Below are 16,036 nucleotides of genomic sequence, written 5' to 3'. Positions count from 1 at the left end.
GATTATGAAAATGTTTAAAAAAATTACGTTAGTAAGTGCGTTATTTAGCACAGGTTTAATAGCGCCGAGTCTCATATCGGTCATACCAAATGTTAATTTGGCAACGGCTTATGCTGACTCAGAAACTAAAACCAAGCGTGTGCCCGCGCTACGCGAAAAAGTGTATAGTCAACTGGCCCGCGCGCAAAAACTTGCAGACGATGGGCAAGTTGCAGAAGGCCTCGCCGCATTAGATTCGGTGAAAGAACGCGTTTCGAGTATGAATAGCTACGAAGTGGCAATGATGTATAACTTCTATGGTTTTATTTATTACAACGAGAACAAGCTCGACAAGGCCATCGAATCTTTCAAAGCAGTTATTGCGGAAGAGTCTATTCCTGAATCCCTGCGTCTTTCTACGACATTTAGTTTGGCTCAATTGGCCATGGCAAACAATGATTTTGAAAGTACATTATCATTCCTTGATCAGTGGAAAGAAGTTAATACGCAAGCCCCAAAAAGCAACTTTTATATTTTAAAGGCGCAAGCGCAATATCAACTAAAAAAATATAATGACGCGATAAGCAATATAAATACTGCGATTGATTTAGTTGAAGCCGAAGGTGAACTACCAAAAGAAAACTGGTTAGTTCTTCAACGAGCGATATATTACTCATTAAATCAGCCGAAAAAAGTGGCGGCTGTTTTAGAGAAAATGGTTACCCTTTATGACAAACCACAATACTGGATCCAGCTTGGCGGTATGTACGGTGAAATAGGTGCCGAGAAAAAACAGCTTGCAACATTTGAAACTGCGAAGCAAAGGGGCTTTATAAAATCAAAGTCTGATTATATGCAACTTGCTCAAGTTTATTTAATGAACGCCTTGCCTTTTAAAGCAGCGCAAGCACTTGATAACGGAATAAAAGCAGGTGTCGTTGAAGACAGTGCCAAAAACTTAACTTTTATCGCAGAAGCTTTCGTTCAAGCAAGAGAAGATAAAAAGTCACTACCTTTCTTCCTAGCAGCAACTGAAAAAGTTGAACATGGCAATTTAGATCAGAGACTTGCAGAGATCTACTTAAATCTTGAAAAGTATGATGAAGCCGCAGATCACGCCCGACTTGCTCTCAATAAAGGCGATTTAACGTTTGAGTCTAACGCCTATGTTGCACTTGGAATGGCACAGTTTAACTTGCAAAACTTTGATGCTTCTATATTGGCATTCGAACAAGCCGAAAAGCACAAAAAATCAGCAAACCTCGCTAAACAATGGATTAAATATGTGAAGCGAGAAAAAGTCCATGCTGAAACACTAAAACAAGCTTTATTATAATATTTTATAATCGCAACACCAAAGCCGCCTTCGGGCGGTTTTTTTATTTTTAAAAGTTCCAATTTTTATTATGAAGATTTAATTACAATCATTTTGTGTAATCTTCGTGTAATAAAACCCCATTAATTTAGTCACATCATTTAAACACAGTAAAAAAATAATTTTTTAAAAGTCTACTATTGGAGTTAGCAATGGAACTAAAAAACCTCTTCAGAGTCTCTGCAATCGTCGCTGCTATGGCACTTACTGGTTGTGGTGGTGACATCGAAGTTACACCTACTGTAAACGATAACAGCACTAACAATTCAAACAATACAACAAACAATGGCGATTCGGGCGGTGATACAGGTGGCGATACAGGCACAACTAACCCTTGTACAACTCGCGCTGTAGGAAGCACTGAAGTTCAAGGTACGTTCCAAGCACCACACTGTGTATACGGCACTGACTTTGCTTCTAAATCACTAGAGGTACAAGCTGATGTGACATTCAAAAAGCTTGAGAATGGTGGCGCTCACGTATTCAAAGGTGCACTTTTAATCGGTAAAGATTGTAACACGTCAACTGGTTGTACAATCGAGGCGAACGGTCCAACACTAACTGTAGAGCCAGGTGCAGTAATGGCATTCACTTCTGGTGAGTCAGTGGTTCGTATCGCGCGTGGTGCGAAAATTAACGCAGTTGGTACTGCAGCTGAGCCAATTCGTTTCACTTCAGCAGCAGAATTTGACGCATTTAACCTAGCAGGTATCGGTCCACAGTTTGCTGACTGGGGTGGTATCATGGTTAACGGTTTTGGTATCACAAACGAATGTACTGATGCAGAGCGCGATGGCAACCTTTGTAATGCAGATTCTGAAGGTGTAACAAGCTACTATGGCGGTAAAAACAATGCAGATAGCAGCGGTCAAATCAAATATGCGCACATTTGGTATGCAGGCTCTGGTCCTCGTGATGGCGGCCCTGGGGACGATTTAAACTCACTAACACTGAATGCTGTGGGTTCTGGTTCAAGCTTCGAATTCCTTCACATTCACCAAGGTTTTGACGATGGTATCGAATTCTTCGGTGGTGCTGCAAACATCAAAAATATCGTAGTAACAGATACTCAAGATGATGGTATCGACGTTGATGCGGGCTGGCAGGGTAAAGGTCAGTTCATTATTGTTAAACACGGTACGATTCAAACAAAGCGTGACGTTACTTATGCTGATGATAACGGCGACGCGGTACTAATCCCTGCAGGCACAGAAGGCTTCATGGGTAACAACGGTTTTGAAACCGATGGTGAAAAAGCAGCAGGCCCTGATTATAGCCAAGCGCCAGCATCTACGCTTAATTTCGCAAACGTAACTGTGATAACGACTGATGGTAACTCTATCCGTGATGATGACGAATCACAAGGCATGAAGTTTGACGATGCAATCCGTGGTATGTATTACAACGCGTTAGTAGTTAAATCATCAGCTTCGAATGGCACTGAATGTCTAGAATTCAAAGACCCAGATGCAGCGGCAAACGCTGAAGCCGATACGCTTAACTATGTAAGCTCTGTACTTGCTTGTGCAGCAAACTTTAAAAATGGTTCTGACCCATTACCTGCAGGTGAAGGTAAAGAAGACTGGTTTGTTAACGCAGGTTCGAACCAAATTCTAAACGGTGCAGCTGACGTACTTGCAGCAGACGGCTTCTCAACAAATTCAAGCTCTACCGCTATCACTGTAGAAGCAAACGACCTAAGCAGCCTAAATGATAACTTCTTCACGACTGTTGATTACATTGGTGCGGTATCTGATAAAGATACATCTTCTGAATGGTATCAGTGGGTTAAGAAAGCAATTGAGGCTTCAAACGCTGACTAATTATCCGTAATGACCTTAGTTATTACAATTAAGGCGCAGTCATTGCGCCTTTTTTATGATTTTTGGCAGGATTGCATATGGATACTCAAATGAAATTTAAAAAAGTTGCTTTAGCCATCAGTACGGCACTCACAGTCGCAACTTCTCTACCAAGCGTTGCAGAAGAAGAACAGGCAATCGAAGAAGTTGTTGCGGTAGGTACTCGTTTGCAAGGTAGTGCTGCGGCGGTAATTGAAGAACGTAAAAACCAAGCCTTCGTTGCGGATATCTTAGGCGCAGAGCAGCTATCTAGAACAGGTGATAGTGATGCAGCATCCGCGCTACGTCGTGTTACCGGTCTTACGTTAGTTGACGGCAAGTTTATCTATGTTCGTGGTCTAGGTGAGCGTTACTCAAGTGCTCGCCTGAATGGTGCCGCAGTACCGAGCCCGGACTTAACCCGAAACGTTATTCCACTCGATATTTTTCCAGCGAGCATTATTGAAAGTCTAGCGGTACAAAAAGCTTATTCTCCGTCAATGCCTGCTGCATTCGGTGGTGGTAACATCGATATCCGTACTAAGTCTGTACCATCGGAGTTCACCGCGGGTATTGAGGTAGGTATTGGCCAAAACTTTAATTCTGATAAAGGCTTTACCTACAGCGGAACCGCGGAAGGTATACCTCAAGTACTACAAGATGCGGTTGTAAGATATCGTGGTAACTTTGACATCGGTGAAGTTGTAGACAAAAACGGGTTCAAAGATAAAGACGGGCTAACACGTGCGGATCAAGCAATTGACGTGATCAAAGGGTTTGTGTCTTCACTTCCTCGCGATATTCAAGTCAAAGAAGAGTCCCTAGATCCAAACTTTGATGTAAAAGCCAACATTGGCAATAGTTTCCAAGAAGATTGGTTAGGCGGCACGGTAGGCTTTATGCTTGCAGGTTCCTATGACAACGATTGGAATTATAGCGACCGCACGACGGGCGTTATTGACGACACATTAGCTGAAAACTGTACTTCAAAACTAGAAACCGCAGAAGACACAGCCAATTCCTGCTATGTGACACTTAAAGAATCTAAAGTAACGACTGAAACTGAACGCTTAAATGGTGTATTCAATATCGGTTACCGCTTAGATCAGCATAGCATTACTTATTCTAAGATTTATCTCGAAGATAACGAAACCGAATCAGAGTTTTCCGTGTTACAAAGCCCTAACGGTAGTACCGTTAGAACAATTGCGGGAACGGGCGCTGCACAGCGTTCACATCAGTTTGATTACGAAGAACGCACATTGGATATCGACCAAGTGATTGGTCAACACACGTTCCTCGATTATTGGGGGATTGGCTTTGACTGGCAGTATACAGAGTCAAAAGCGCAAACCGATATTCCAACAGAAATCGACTTTAAGTTTATTGATAACTATAACGAAGACGGTTCTTATAAAAACTCCATCGTTACCGGTGATGATAACCGTATAACGTACGCCTTTACAGACATGGAAGACAACGTAAAGTCTTACAGCGGCAATGTCACCTTACCGTTAACCTTCGAGGGCATAGAAATTACCCTTAAAGGTGGTTATGACTTTATGGATAGAGCGCGTGTTTACAATACCAGTAACTTCGTTGTAAATAACAAAAGTGGCATATCCATCCCAGTAAACTTTGATGAATCTGAGATCTATGGATTATCGGGTTATCTTGACGATGAGTTTTTGAACAACAACACTTTCTTGTTGACCTTCAACGAACCTCAAGCACCAGCGGCAGACGATTATATCGCGGCTCAAAAGATTGATGCGGGCTATGGTGAGTTTGATATCTTCTTTGATAATACCTGGCGTATTAGTGGTGGTATTCGTTACGAAGACTTTAAACAGGTGTCACTTGCGACATCGAGTCTGATCTTCGACCGCGTAACAATGGAAACGATTTACGACGAAGAGCGCATTTTAGCTGGTACCGTTAACGAAGATAACTTCTTTAACGCACTATCGCTAACGTATCTTTCAGACGGTAACTATCAAGTACGTTTTGGTTATGGTGAAACCACTGTACGTCCAGACTTACGTGAGTTAGTACCGGTTGCCTACTATGATCCATTAACCGATATTCGCACCTTCGGTGTAGCTGGCCTTAAGAGTAGCGACCTGAAAAACTATGACGCGCGCTTTGAATACTATATGGATAATGGCGATAACTTCTCAGTTGCGGCATTCTATAAAGATATTACGGCGCCAATAGAAACTATCTTGCGCGTTGGTGATGAAGACTATACAGCAACCTTCGTAAACGGTGAGGAAGGTGAAGTATACGGTATCGAAGCCGAATGGTTATACGACTTATCGGGCCTTGCGAGTGGCTTCTTTACGTCAGGTAACATCACCCTGAGTGATTCTGAAGTATCGATAGATCCTGCTCGTGCTGGTAACTTAACCAACCCAACGAAGCGTATGACGGGTCACTCAGAGTATGTAGTTAATATGCAATTAAACTATGACTCGGCTGATGGTCAACACAGTGGTTCATTAGTGTATAACGTCTTTGGTGAGCGTATTTTGGCTTCAGGGATCGGCGGTAGAGATGATGCCTATGAGCAACCATTCCACTCACTTGACCTAGTATATACTTGGTATCCTGACTTTAACTCTAAAGTTAAATTTAAAGTCAAGAACTTGCTAAATGAAGATCAAGAAGTAACTCAATCTGACGTAGTGGTGCGACAAAAAGATGTCGGTACCTCTGTTAGCCTGAGCTACAGCTACGAGTTCTAAAGAACAACTAAGCTTTAACCAAAGCCAAGGTCAGCCTTGGCTTTTTTGATCTTTATCAATCTTCGAGATATTTTTTCCCACTAATTCATTATTTCATGGACTAAGTTCTGTAACTTTGTGTATAGTTGGTCTATATATAAAAATATATCCAAATACTTCAGTAGGTTACTAGGTTGTTAATATACTTGTCATATTTAACCAGTAACATTATTTAAGAGCTTTAAAAACAAAACCATAGCTCGTTTCGTACCGAGTTCTTGTTGACGCAAATGCGTTTAATTAGGACAACCTTTACATGTTGTATCCAAACCCCGCCATGCGGGGTTTTTTATTTATTAAATTCCTAATTTCTAGCTAGTCCACCGCGTATTCTTTTGCTATGGTAGCCATCTAGACATACGACTCACGCAATGATCCGTATAATCAAGAATTAAGGCACATAACATGAAAAAAGTAGGACTCGTCGGCTGGCGTGGAATGGTTGGCTCCGTGCTAATGGAGCGTATGCAGCAAGAAAATGACTTTGATGTCATTGATCCACACTTCTTTACTACCTCACAAGCAGGTCAACTCGGCCCCGTTGTTAAAGGCGGTGGTGAGCCAAAGCCGCTTCAAGACGCAAGCGATATTCAATCGCTTAGCGAAATGGATATTATCATCTCCTGCCAAGGCGGAGATTATACCAAATCTGTATATCCTTCATTGCGTGAACAGGGCTGGGAAGGCTATTGGATAGATGCAGCCTCAGCACTGAGAATGGAAAAAGACAGTATTATTGTGCTTGACCCTGTCAACAAAGATGTCATTCAACAAGGTCTTGAACAAGGTGTAAAAACCTTTGTCGGTGGTAATTGCACAGTTTCTCTTATGCTACTTGCGCTTGGTGGTTTATTCGAGCAAGACTTAATAGAGTGGGTGAGCCCGATGACCTATCAAGCGGCATCAGGTGCAGGCGCAAGAAATATGCGTGAACTCATCACTCAAATGGGTGAGATCCACAGCTCGGTTAAAGCACAACTTGACGACCCAAGTTCAGCCATCTTAGAAATCGATAAGCTAGTGGCAGAAAAAATCAAAGATGAATCTTTACCACAAGATCAATTTGGTGTGCCGTTAGCCGGCAGCTTAATTCCATGGATTGACGTTCCAATGCCGTCTGGTCAAAGTAAAGAAGAATGGAAAGCACAAGTAGAAGCAAACAAAATCCTTGGCTCGTCAAAGCAGCCTATTCCTATCGACGGATTGTGCGTACGAATTGGCGCGATGCGCTGTCATTCACAAGCGCTCACCATCAAGTTACGTGAAAATCGAAGCGTCGAAGAAATAGAGGAAATTCTAGCGGCACATAATGAATGGGTTCGCGTTATTCCAAATGAGCGTGATATTACGGCAAAAGAGCTAACTCCTGTAAATGTTACTGGCACACTGAGTATTCCTGTAGGCAGGATAAGAAAGCTCACAATGGGTGAAAAATATATCAGTGCATTTACTGTTGGTGATCAACTTTTATGGGGGGCGGCAGAGCCACTTCGTAGAATGTTAAGGATCATTACAGGTTAATTTCTAAAGGCGCCGTTGGCGCCTTTTGTTTTTTAATCGATAACTTTTGTAAGACCGATTAAGGCATTTTCACTCTCACCATCGTGGCATCGAGTATCACCGCTATCTCTATTTTCAATAACTAAGCGATATACAGTGCGGTATTTTTCACCTTCACGGATAGCATCTAAAACCGGAGCCAAAAGGTAGTGCTGTTCTGGATAAATAATAACAGGCTCAAGATCGACTCCGGACTCACGCTCAAACCTAACTTCGTAGCTATTATTACCATTTGAATATAGGTCGTACACAATGCCTTTACACGTAAATACAACCGCATATGACTTCAATGAGATAAGCGCAAGGCTCACTAACATTAGTTTGATAAATCCTTTCATACATTCCTCTATTTAATTTTGACGCCAATACCATTATTAGCAACAAGAATGTAGCAACACTGCATTACCATTTGTTTTCAGAAAAATTACTTAAAGTAACATTTATCATATCCTTACTGCCTCAAAGCGCTAATTCAATTACGATGTTTGTTACAAAATATCTCACCTTAATTTTGTTGGACTATAGTTACCTTGATTAAACAATAATCTACGCTCGCGCTACGGAGAGACGAATGGGTATTTTGAAAAGATTCTCGATTATGCAGCTCACGATGATAAGTTCTTTCTCACTGCTTGCATTTTTACTATTTTTAGTTGGCAAAAACGTTTTGAATAACTGGAGACAGTACAATGCGGCCGATCAAAATATCAACTATGTCGTTTTGCTCGACGCCATTGAGAAAGTAGCGCATCACCATGCGGTAGAGCGCGGCTTAACGGCAGGGTTCCTTGGTAATCCAAGTAGTGATAACAAACGAAAGGTCGACGCGCAACGTGAAATTGCCGACCAAACAATATCAACGCTTAAGAGTATTCACTCTTCACTGTTTCTTAAAGATAAAAATGTGCAAAAATGGTTACCTTATATTTTTGAAGTGGAAGCCAATAAGAACCGCGTAAGAGGTGAGGTCGACAGGAAGAATGGCAGTAATGCCTTTGCTTACTACAGCAAACTTAATCAAGTTTCATTAAACACAGCAGCAAAAATTCAAGCCTACGTATCAGATAGAACCTTATCTTCTGAACTTTCTATTGCTTTCCTTATTGCCCAAAGTAAAGAGCGCCTTGGTCAGATCCGTGGCAAGGTTAATGGAGCACTTGCAAGGAAAGCAATCTCAAACACCATTAAGGACGATATTAAGTACTATCGCCAACAGCTAGAGATGTCATTACATCAATTGGAAACTGCCCTTGAAGGTACTCACCAAAACAATTTAAACGAATTTTTATCTTCAAGGGAAGCGAAAGAGTTCAAGCGTATTTTGGATAAACTCGACACTCAAGGGAACATTGATTTCGATGAGTTACCATCAAGTGCTGAGTGGTTCGCAACCGCAACTAATTTAATCGGCAAACTAAAAGCCAAACTTGACTCGGTATGGGAAAAAACAATTAAAGATAGTAAACAGCGCAAATCTGATATTGCCTTTGAAAGCATTTTTACGTTCGTGCTCTTCGTCACCGTGCTTGGCTTTATCGTGCTGATCAATTTCCATTTAATCCGCTCGCTGAGGTCTCAGCTCTCACAGTTGACGCACATATTAAAAAAGGTAGCGGAAGAGGGGGATTTAACTTTAGATATGCGTTTAAATACAAGTGATGAGTTAGGACAGATTTCCGAGTCGGTTTATAACACAATAAATGCTTTCAAAGACTTAATGGTAGGCTTGGCAAAGTCGGTAAAGGTAGGTACTAAGCTTGGCGAAAAAATGCATATAGCGGCCTCTAATGTGAACGAAGATGCACAAAAAACCCAAGGCATGGCATCTTCCATTGCGGTTGCAATAGAAGAAATGGCCGCAACCAGCCAAGAAATTGCAAAACTCGCGCAAGATACCCTGGATGCCAGCGACCAACTTAACATCGAATCACAGCAATTACTTGCAGACAACCAAAAGAACTTAGATACCATGAAAACCCTCTCGAAGAGTATGAACGCCGTCGACGAGATGGCCGCGAGTATGGAAAAGCAGGTATCTGAAATAAACACTATCTTGGATTCAATTCGCAGTGTTGCCGAACAAACTAACCTGCTAGCACTCAATGCCGCAATAGAAGCAGCCCGCGCAGGCGAACATGGCCGTGGCTTTGCAGTCGTAGCTGACGAAGTGCGAGGACTTGCAAACAACAGTAAACAATCTTCAGAGCAAATTTCCACGCTACTACTTAGCTTGTCAGAGATAAGCCAAAACGTTGTTAAGTCAATCAGAGAAAATACACTGCTCACACAAAATACCATGACCGAGGTGGAGGAAACGCGGAAGATATCGCTCAAAGTAAACGAGCACAGTGCGCATGTTGAAAAACTCACGACCTCTGTTGCCACCGCAGCCTGCGAACAATCAGAAGTTGCCGCCGATATATCACAAAATACCGCTGCTGTACTTGACGCTGCAAACCATGAATTAGATACGTCAAAAGCGTTAAATGAATTGTTTAAAGATATGAAACTAAATAGCGATACGCTACAACGCACAATGGATATATTTAAAATTGATAAGAGCTAGCACCCTATGAATATTCGAGAGTTGACAGAGGAAGACTATCCGGGAATTTTTGAGTTCTATTCGAAATCTAAGCTGGTTGAGCTTCGTTTTGAGAAAAAGACATTTAAGCCCTTACCTCTAGAAAATGATGAAAAGAGACTACCAGCGCTGAAGGAATCAAAGATATACGTTTTTGATGATAGAAATATTCTTGGTTTTGGAGCAATATTTGGGTCAGAGATTAGAGCGTTATTTGTTTGCCCTAGTGCAAGAGGAAATGGAATCGGAAAACAAATACTTGAATTCCTTTTGTCACAAATATGCGGCAGGGCGAACCTTTTTGTCGCCAAGACAAATGAGCCTGCAAAGGAGTTATACAAGGCATACGGATTCGAAGTGTCTGATGAATTTCTCACTGAATATAATGGCGAGTCAGTGCATGCGAATCAAGTAATGCTCACTAACAATTGTATCAATGCAAAGAAGCTATCAGTAATCTTTTTGGCCGATGGAGAATTTGCTTGAGGATTAGAAAACCAAACGAATACAAGTTTAAACGTATAAACGATAGCTATCCTTTGTACGCTAGACTGCTTGCTAAAGATATCGTCAAAATTCCAGAATTACCTGACTTTAGCTGCGATGACGGGCTATTTATATTGTCAGATTTTGGGGGTGAACATAAAGGTGCTGACTTTTCAACCTATGCATTTCTTATAGTATCTGCGGATAAACGCTTTGTATTTGAAGAACATGTCAAAGAGCTCAGAAAAAGACATTCTTTGAATGAACCATTCAAAGAGCTTAATTATAAAGATTTGAGATACGGTCCAATCAAAAGAGCATTATCGGAATATCTGGAATTAGTGGATAAATATATACATGGTGCTCTAGTGACAGTCTCGATTGACCGAAATATTGATACTGTATTTGGCTTGAATACACAAGCCTCATATAAGGAGCTATTAGCTCTATTGTCTAATCATAGTTTTTCAGGTTGGAAAGGTAAGGACGCAGAAAAGCTCTTGAGAGTGCTACATCCGCTTTGCATGTTTTTAAGCGCACTTGGGCACCATGGACAGAAGACTTTGTGGCTTTGCGACAATGATACAATAAATGAGGACGGCAATGAACGGTCATTTAAAGACACTCAAAAAATATATGTTAATGTGCTAAATATGTACTGTGATTATGAATTTGATATACTAGGTTTCGCCAAACCCTTTCACAATGACCCATTAACAAGTGACTTGCTAAGCGTTACAGATTTTGCAGCCGGCACTATACAAGATATTTTACAGTCCCATATAAAAAAGAAGGATTACAAAGGTAACGACTCTAAGATTAAACTCGTCAAATGGATGGCAAAAGAGAGTACTTTTTTGACAAAAATCAATCTCGTAATTACCGTGCTAGACGATGGTGATTGGGGAAGTGGGATAGTCCAGCTGGGCTAAAAATATAACAAAGCAATAAAGGTAACCCGTTACACTCGACGATTTTGTTGTGAATTTCGATGCGCTTTGTTGGTTTAGCATGAAGGATCCCATTGCTGGCGTTATCCGCGCCAGCTCAGACATTATAAATCGCTATTATTCCACCAAATCCAGAATATAGGCGGCACCTGAGCCTTCTCCTTTGTCATCGCGATGGGGAGTTGCGATGATGGCGGTGTTATTTGAAACCGCAATATTCCAACCAAACCTATCTTCTGGCGCTGCATCATTGGCAAATACCTTAGACGCATATTGCCATTGGCCTTGTTGTTTTTTGTATAGATAAAGTGCCCCCGCGTTATTACCTTTTTCATCATGGTGCATGGCGGTGATAAACGCCATGTCCTTACTTAACGCAACACCGCGTGCAAATCTATCATCCGCTTTGGCATCTGGAGCCACTAATTTTTGAGTTTGTGTCCATTTATCATTTGTTCTCTCAAACAGATAAGCAGAGCCGGCATCTTTACCTATACCGTCGATATCATCTCTTCTGGCAGAAATAAGGGCTGTATCTCCAAAAATAGCCACGCGAACACCAAAAATATCGGTGTTCCCAGCATCATTTGCCATCAGTTTTGCTTGCGAATTCCACTTTTTACCATCGAATTGATAAACATAAACCGCACCAGCTTTTTCTGCTTTTTCATCATTTAAATCTGCGCCGACTAAAATAGTATCGCCATCTATTGCTACGCTAATTCCGAATAAGTCCCCATCAGCACCATCCCTTGCCGTCAACTTTGACTGAAAATGCCAGCTATTGTTTTCTCTCTCGTATACATACGCTGAACCTGAGTCTTTGTGTGGCGCATCGCTATGTGGTGCGCCGATCACTAAAAATTGCTCGGTGAGGGCAATGCTTTGTCCAAAGGCATCACCCGCTTTTGCATCGTTGGCGGTTAAAATTTGTTTTTGTACCCAGCTATTTTCTGTGCGCTCAAAAGCAAACACCGCACCGGCATTTTCTCCTTTATCGTCCCGATTTATCGCACCAAGCATGGCAATATTATTCTTAAGGGCAACATTGCCGCCAAGCGTGTCGCCTGCATTGGCAGGCTGCGCGATGAGCTTTGCTTGTTGCTGCCAGCCAGACGCACCTAGCGTGTATAGGTAAGCCGCACCAATATCCTGACTCGTATTTGCATCCACTTTATGGGCACCAACTAATGCAGTTGTGCCGTCTATCGCTACGCTATAACCAAACTGATCTTCTGCTTTACCATCATCGGCTACCAATTTTTGTTGCACAGCCATACTTTGACAGGCTATCACTAACGCCAAACTAGGGAAGTATTTTAAAATAGAGGAGGAGGGGGCTTTCATCATTATTCTTTTTGTTTTCGATATAGGGAATCAACATAGTATTCCACTGCTTACGACTTAACAAGAGGTTGTGTTCTTAAGTTTTTTTGTTGGCGAGAAGGATTGATAAGCGTCTGGAGCAGTGACATTTTGTGATGGTAATGATGAGTTTCAGCGTCTAACTCTAGAACAACTAAAACCCATCATATAAAACAATAAACTAAACCTTATCCAAGCCAATATTGACCAAACAGTTGAGGTAGTTCAGCCTTTAACTGTTTTGGTTTATTTTTAAACTTTTTACCTTGCGGCGGAAAGTTCACGACACTGTGATATGGGAGTTCGTCTTGATTTTTTTCTTCAAAAAGCAACCCTGCAACTAAATCTAATTCGTCAATAAACGGGTAGGGCAGGTCGTCTTTATTCGGAATAGCAAACTTATTAGCTAATTCGTCTGGTTCCGCAGTGAGTACGCTTACCGCTTCAGGGCCGCGACTGATAATCCAATTACAAAAATCTAAGAAATCATATTCGCTATTACAGCCTGCAATCACGTAGGCCACTTTCCAGTTATCCCAATGCCACAGTGCTCTTAGTTCTTTGGTATATAATGCATCGAACTGAGCAATTTCTTCTGAACTTAGCGGTGATAAACGCGTTTTTAAATATTCATTATCGTTTGAATGATCGGGGGCGGTGACAAGCTGCCAGAAGCGTTCGAGTTCCATGTGCATAATCTAACTTGATAAAAACGAGATTATAGCCACTAACCTAATGAGAGTAAATCGAAGCTGCCATGCAAAATAACTGCAGCGGGTTGTACGTAATACAACGTGCTTACCCGCGCAAAAAGATAATCGTGACAGCTAAAAGGTAAGTTGTTTTATCCTTTCAGCGCTTTGTCACCACGGCCAATACCTACCGCGCCAGAGCGCACAAGTTCAATAATGTCGCTTTCGTGACGTAATAGATCCAAGAAAGACTCAAGACGGTCGGCTGAGCTTACCATCTGTAATATATAACTTTGCTTGCCCATATCTATAATGCTGGCTTGGAACACCTCAGCAACACGATTGATAGCAGCTCGTGTTACTTCATCCCTGGCATAGACTTTTACCAGTAGCAGCTCTCTTTCAATGTGCTGCATATCAGTTAAATCTATAACCTTAAGCACATCCACCAGCTTGTTAACTTGCTTGGTGATTTGTTCAACAATGCGGTCATCGCCTTGGGTCGTGATGGTAATACGAGATAGCGTTTTGTCTGCAGTTGTACCCACTGTTAAGCTGTCAATGTTGTACGCACGTTGAGAAAATAAACCCACAATACGAGAAAGAGAGCCAGGTTCATTCTCTAATAAAATCGATAGTATTCTTCTCATTATGCTTTTACTCCTTTTTTCAACCACATCTCGTCTATCGCACCTTGCTTAATTTGCATCGGATACACATGTTCAGACTCATCAACCAAAATATCTAAAAATACAAGTCTGTCTTTAATCGACATTGCTTTTTCCAGCGCCGTATCAAGTTGCTCAGGTTTATCAACCCGAATACCGATATGGCCATAACTCTCTGCAAGCGCAACAAAATCAGGCAGTGATTCCATATAAGAGCTTGCGTGACGTCCCTCATACATCATGTCTTGCCATTGGCGTACCATACCAAGCGAGCGGTTGTTTAACGAGATGACCTTGACAGCAAGGCCGTATTGCAAACAGGTTGAAAGTTCCTGAATATTCATTTGGATAGAGCCATCCCCAGTTACGCACAATACTTCACTTTGCGGAAATGCCATTTTTACGCCCATCGCAGCGGGTAAACCAAATCCCATGGTGCCAAGGCCGCCTGAATTAATCCATTGACGAGGTGATTTGAACGGATAGTACTGCGCTGCAAACATCTGGTGTTGTCCAACGTCTGAGCAAACATACGCGTCACCACTGGTCATTTGGTATAGCTTTTCGATAACCGTTTGCGGTTTGATTTTTTCTACACCCGCAGTAAACGACAAGCATTTCTGAGCACGCCATGTGGTAATTGCTTGCCACCAATCTTCTTGTGCGGCGCGGTCAATACGCTTCTCGCTTTTTTCGATACCGCGTAGCAATTGCTCCATCACTGTATCTAAGCAGCCCACAACTGGAATATGCGCTTGAATGGTCTTAGAAATTGAAGTTGGATCCACATCAACGTGAACAATTTTGGCATCCGGACAAAACTTCTTAACGTTATTGGTCACACGGTCATCAAAACGCGCCCCTAACGCTAAGATAACATCGGCATTCGCCATCGCCTTATTCGCTTCAAGACTACCGTGCATCCCTAACATGCCAATAAAGTTAGGGTGTGTGCCACTGATCCCGCCAAGACCCATTAGGGTATTGGTGATAGGCGCGTTTAATTTCTCAACCAGCTCAGTTAGTTTTTCCGAGGTATTCGAAAGAATAATGCCGCCGCCAGAATAGATAACCAAACGCTTCGCTTCAATAATGGCTTCAACCGCTTTGCGGATTTGCTTGGAATGCCCTTTTACACTCGGGTTGTAAGTACGCATATCAATCTGTTCAGGCATCTGATAATCGAATTTAAGCGCAGGGTTTAAAATATCTTTTGGCAGCTCAACCACAACAGGTCCCGGTCTACCAGAGTTTGCTAGATAAAATGCTTTAGCTAATACTTCTGGGATTTTTGTCGCATCGCGGCAGTTAAAACTGTGTTTAACGATAGGACGAGAGCAACCAACTATATCCGTTTCTTGAAACGCATCATCGCCGATTAGGTTTGAAGGTACTTGCCCTGAGAGCACAACCATTGGGATTGAATCCATATAAGCCGTCGCGATCCCTGTAATGCAGTTAGTGGCACCAGGGCCACTGGTCGCAAGGACGACACCGACGTCTCCCGTCGCTCTGGCATAACCGTCTGCCATGTGGGTTGCTGCTTGCTCATGTCTAACCAAGATATGCTCAATATCTGATTGCTGAAACAAGGCATCATAAAGATCAAGAACCGATCCGCCGGGATAACCAAATATGTATTTTACTTTTAATGCGCTCAATGCTTTTACTACTAGCTCGGAGCCGTTGTATTGCTCTGCCATTACCTCATTCCTCGTTGACTGTGCGTGCCTGTTATATTTCTAAAATC

12 protein-coding genes are annotated in these 16,036 nt (G+C 42.0%); 7 read left to right on the top strand and 5 right to left on the bottom strand.

All coding sequences use genetic code 11. The features are described from left to right. Positions 1-4: 4 nt before the first annotated feature. The 4 genes from CTT31_RS21160 to asd all read left to right on the top strand — a co-directional run bounded on the left by CTT31_RS21160 (position 5) and on the right by asd (position 7,502). On the top strand, positions 5-1,315 hold the full coding sequence (locus CTT31_RS21160; protein ID WP_260492463.1) for a tetratricopeptide repeat protein: 1,311 nt from the start codon (positions 5-7) through the stop codon (positions 1,313-1,315). A 191-nt stretch (positions 1,316-1,506) separates the two neighbouring features. Then, entirely contained in the window at positions 1,507-3,177 is a 1,671-nt protein-coding gene (locus tag CTT31_RS21155) for a hypothetical protein (RefSeq protein WP_260492462.1), read from the top strand. Between the two features lie 77 nt (positions 3,178-3,254). Beyond that, positions 3,255-5,942 carry a TonB-dependent receptor domain-containing protein gene (locus CTT31_RS21150; protein ID WP_130165554.1) on the top strand — a complete coding sequence of 896 codons (2,688 nt, stop codon included), beginning with the start codon at positions 3,255-3,257 and terminating at the stop codon, positions 5,940-5,942. Between the two features lie 444 nt (positions 5,943-6,386). Next, entirely contained in the window at positions 6,387-7,502 is a 1,116-nt protein-coding gene (asd, locus tag CTT31_RS21145; RefSeq protein ID WP_069019193.1) for an aspartate-semialdehyde dehydrogenase, read from the top strand. A gap of 32 nt (positions 7,503-7,534) precedes the next feature. On the opposite strand, the gene CTT31_RS21140 is transcribed toward asd, so the two are convergent. Next, positions 7,535-7,879: a hypothetical protein gene (locus CTT31_RS21140; protein ID WP_010605496.1), complete on the bottom strand. Its 345-nt coding sequence runs from the start codon at positions 7,877-7,879 to the stop codon at positions 7,535-7,537. A 233-nt stretch (positions 7,880-8,112) separates the two neighbouring features. Between CTT31_RS21140 and CTT31_RS21135 the strand changes: the two genes are divergently transcribed. The 3 genes from CTT31_RS21135 to CTT31_RS21125 are packed head-to-tail and all read left to right on the top strand — an operon-like array spanning position 8,113 to position 11,543. Then, positions 8,113-10,107: a methyl-accepting chemotaxis protein gene (locus tag CTT31_RS21135; RefSeq protein WP_260492461.1), complete on the top strand. Its 1,995-nt coding sequence runs from the start codon at positions 8,113-8,115 to the stop codon at positions 10,105-10,107. Between the two features lie 6 nt (positions 10,108-10,113). Beyond that, on the top strand, positions 10,114-10,611 hold the full coding sequence (locus tag CTT31_RS21130) for a GNAT family N-acetyltransferase (RefSeq protein WP_260492460.1): 498 nt from the start codon (positions 10,114-10,116) through the stop codon (positions 10,609-10,611). After that, positions 10,608-11,543 (top strand): hypothetical protein, encoded by a 936-nt coding sequence (locus CTT31_RS21125; protein ID WP_260492459.1) that lies wholly within the window; start codon positions 10,608-10,610, stop codon positions 11,541-11,543. The genes CTT31_RS21130 and CTT31_RS21125 overlap by 4 nt, the downstream gene beginning before the upstream one ends. Before the next feature lie 135 nt (positions 11,544-11,678). Here the strand turns inward: CTT31_RS21125 and CTT31_RS21120 are convergent, their stop codons facing one another. The 4 genes from CTT31_RS21120 to CTT31_RS21105 all read right to left on the bottom strand — a co-directional run bounded on the left by CTT31_RS21120 (position 11,679) and on the right by CTT31_RS21105 (position 15,989). Then, the gene (locus tag CTT31_RS21120) at positions 11,679-12,839 is read right to left on the bottom strand and encodes an FG-GAP repeat protein (protein ID WP_249122376.1); all 1,161 of its coding nucleotides are present in this window, start codon (positions 12,837-12,839) and stop codon (positions 11,679-11,681) included. Between the two features lie 275 nt (positions 12,840-13,114). Further along, a complete protein-coding gene (locus CTT31_RS21115) occupies positions 13,115-13,615 on the bottom strand; it encodes a DUF4240 domain-containing protein (protein WP_010377109.1) in 501 nt (166 codons plus the stop codon). Between the two features lie 155 nt (positions 13,616-13,770). Beyond that, the gene (gene ilvN, locus CTT31_RS21110; RefSeq protein WP_010377111.1) at positions 13,771-14,268 is read right to left on the bottom strand and encodes an acetolactate synthase small subunit; all 498 of its coding nucleotides are present in this window, start codon (positions 14,266-14,268) and stop codon (positions 13,771-13,773) included. Next, on the bottom strand, positions 14,268-15,989 hold the full coding sequence (locus tag CTT31_RS21105; protein ID WP_211856981.1) for an acetolactate synthase 3 large subunit: 1,722 nt from the start codon (positions 15,987-15,989) through the stop codon (positions 14,268-14,270). The genes ilvN and CTT31_RS21105 overlap by 1 nt, the downstream gene beginning before the upstream one ends. Positions 15,990-16,036: the final 47 nt, after the last annotated feature.

It is taken from the genome of Pseudoalteromonas maricaloris, assembly GCF_024746855.1.
Taxonomy (GTDB): domain Bacteria; phylum Pseudomonadota; class Gammaproteobacteria; order Enterobacterales; family Alteromonadaceae; genus Pseudoalteromonas; species Pseudoalteromonas maricaloris.
The sequence above is the reverse complement of the archived record's forward strand: the minus strand, read 5'-3'. Positions and strand labels throughout refer to the sequence as shown.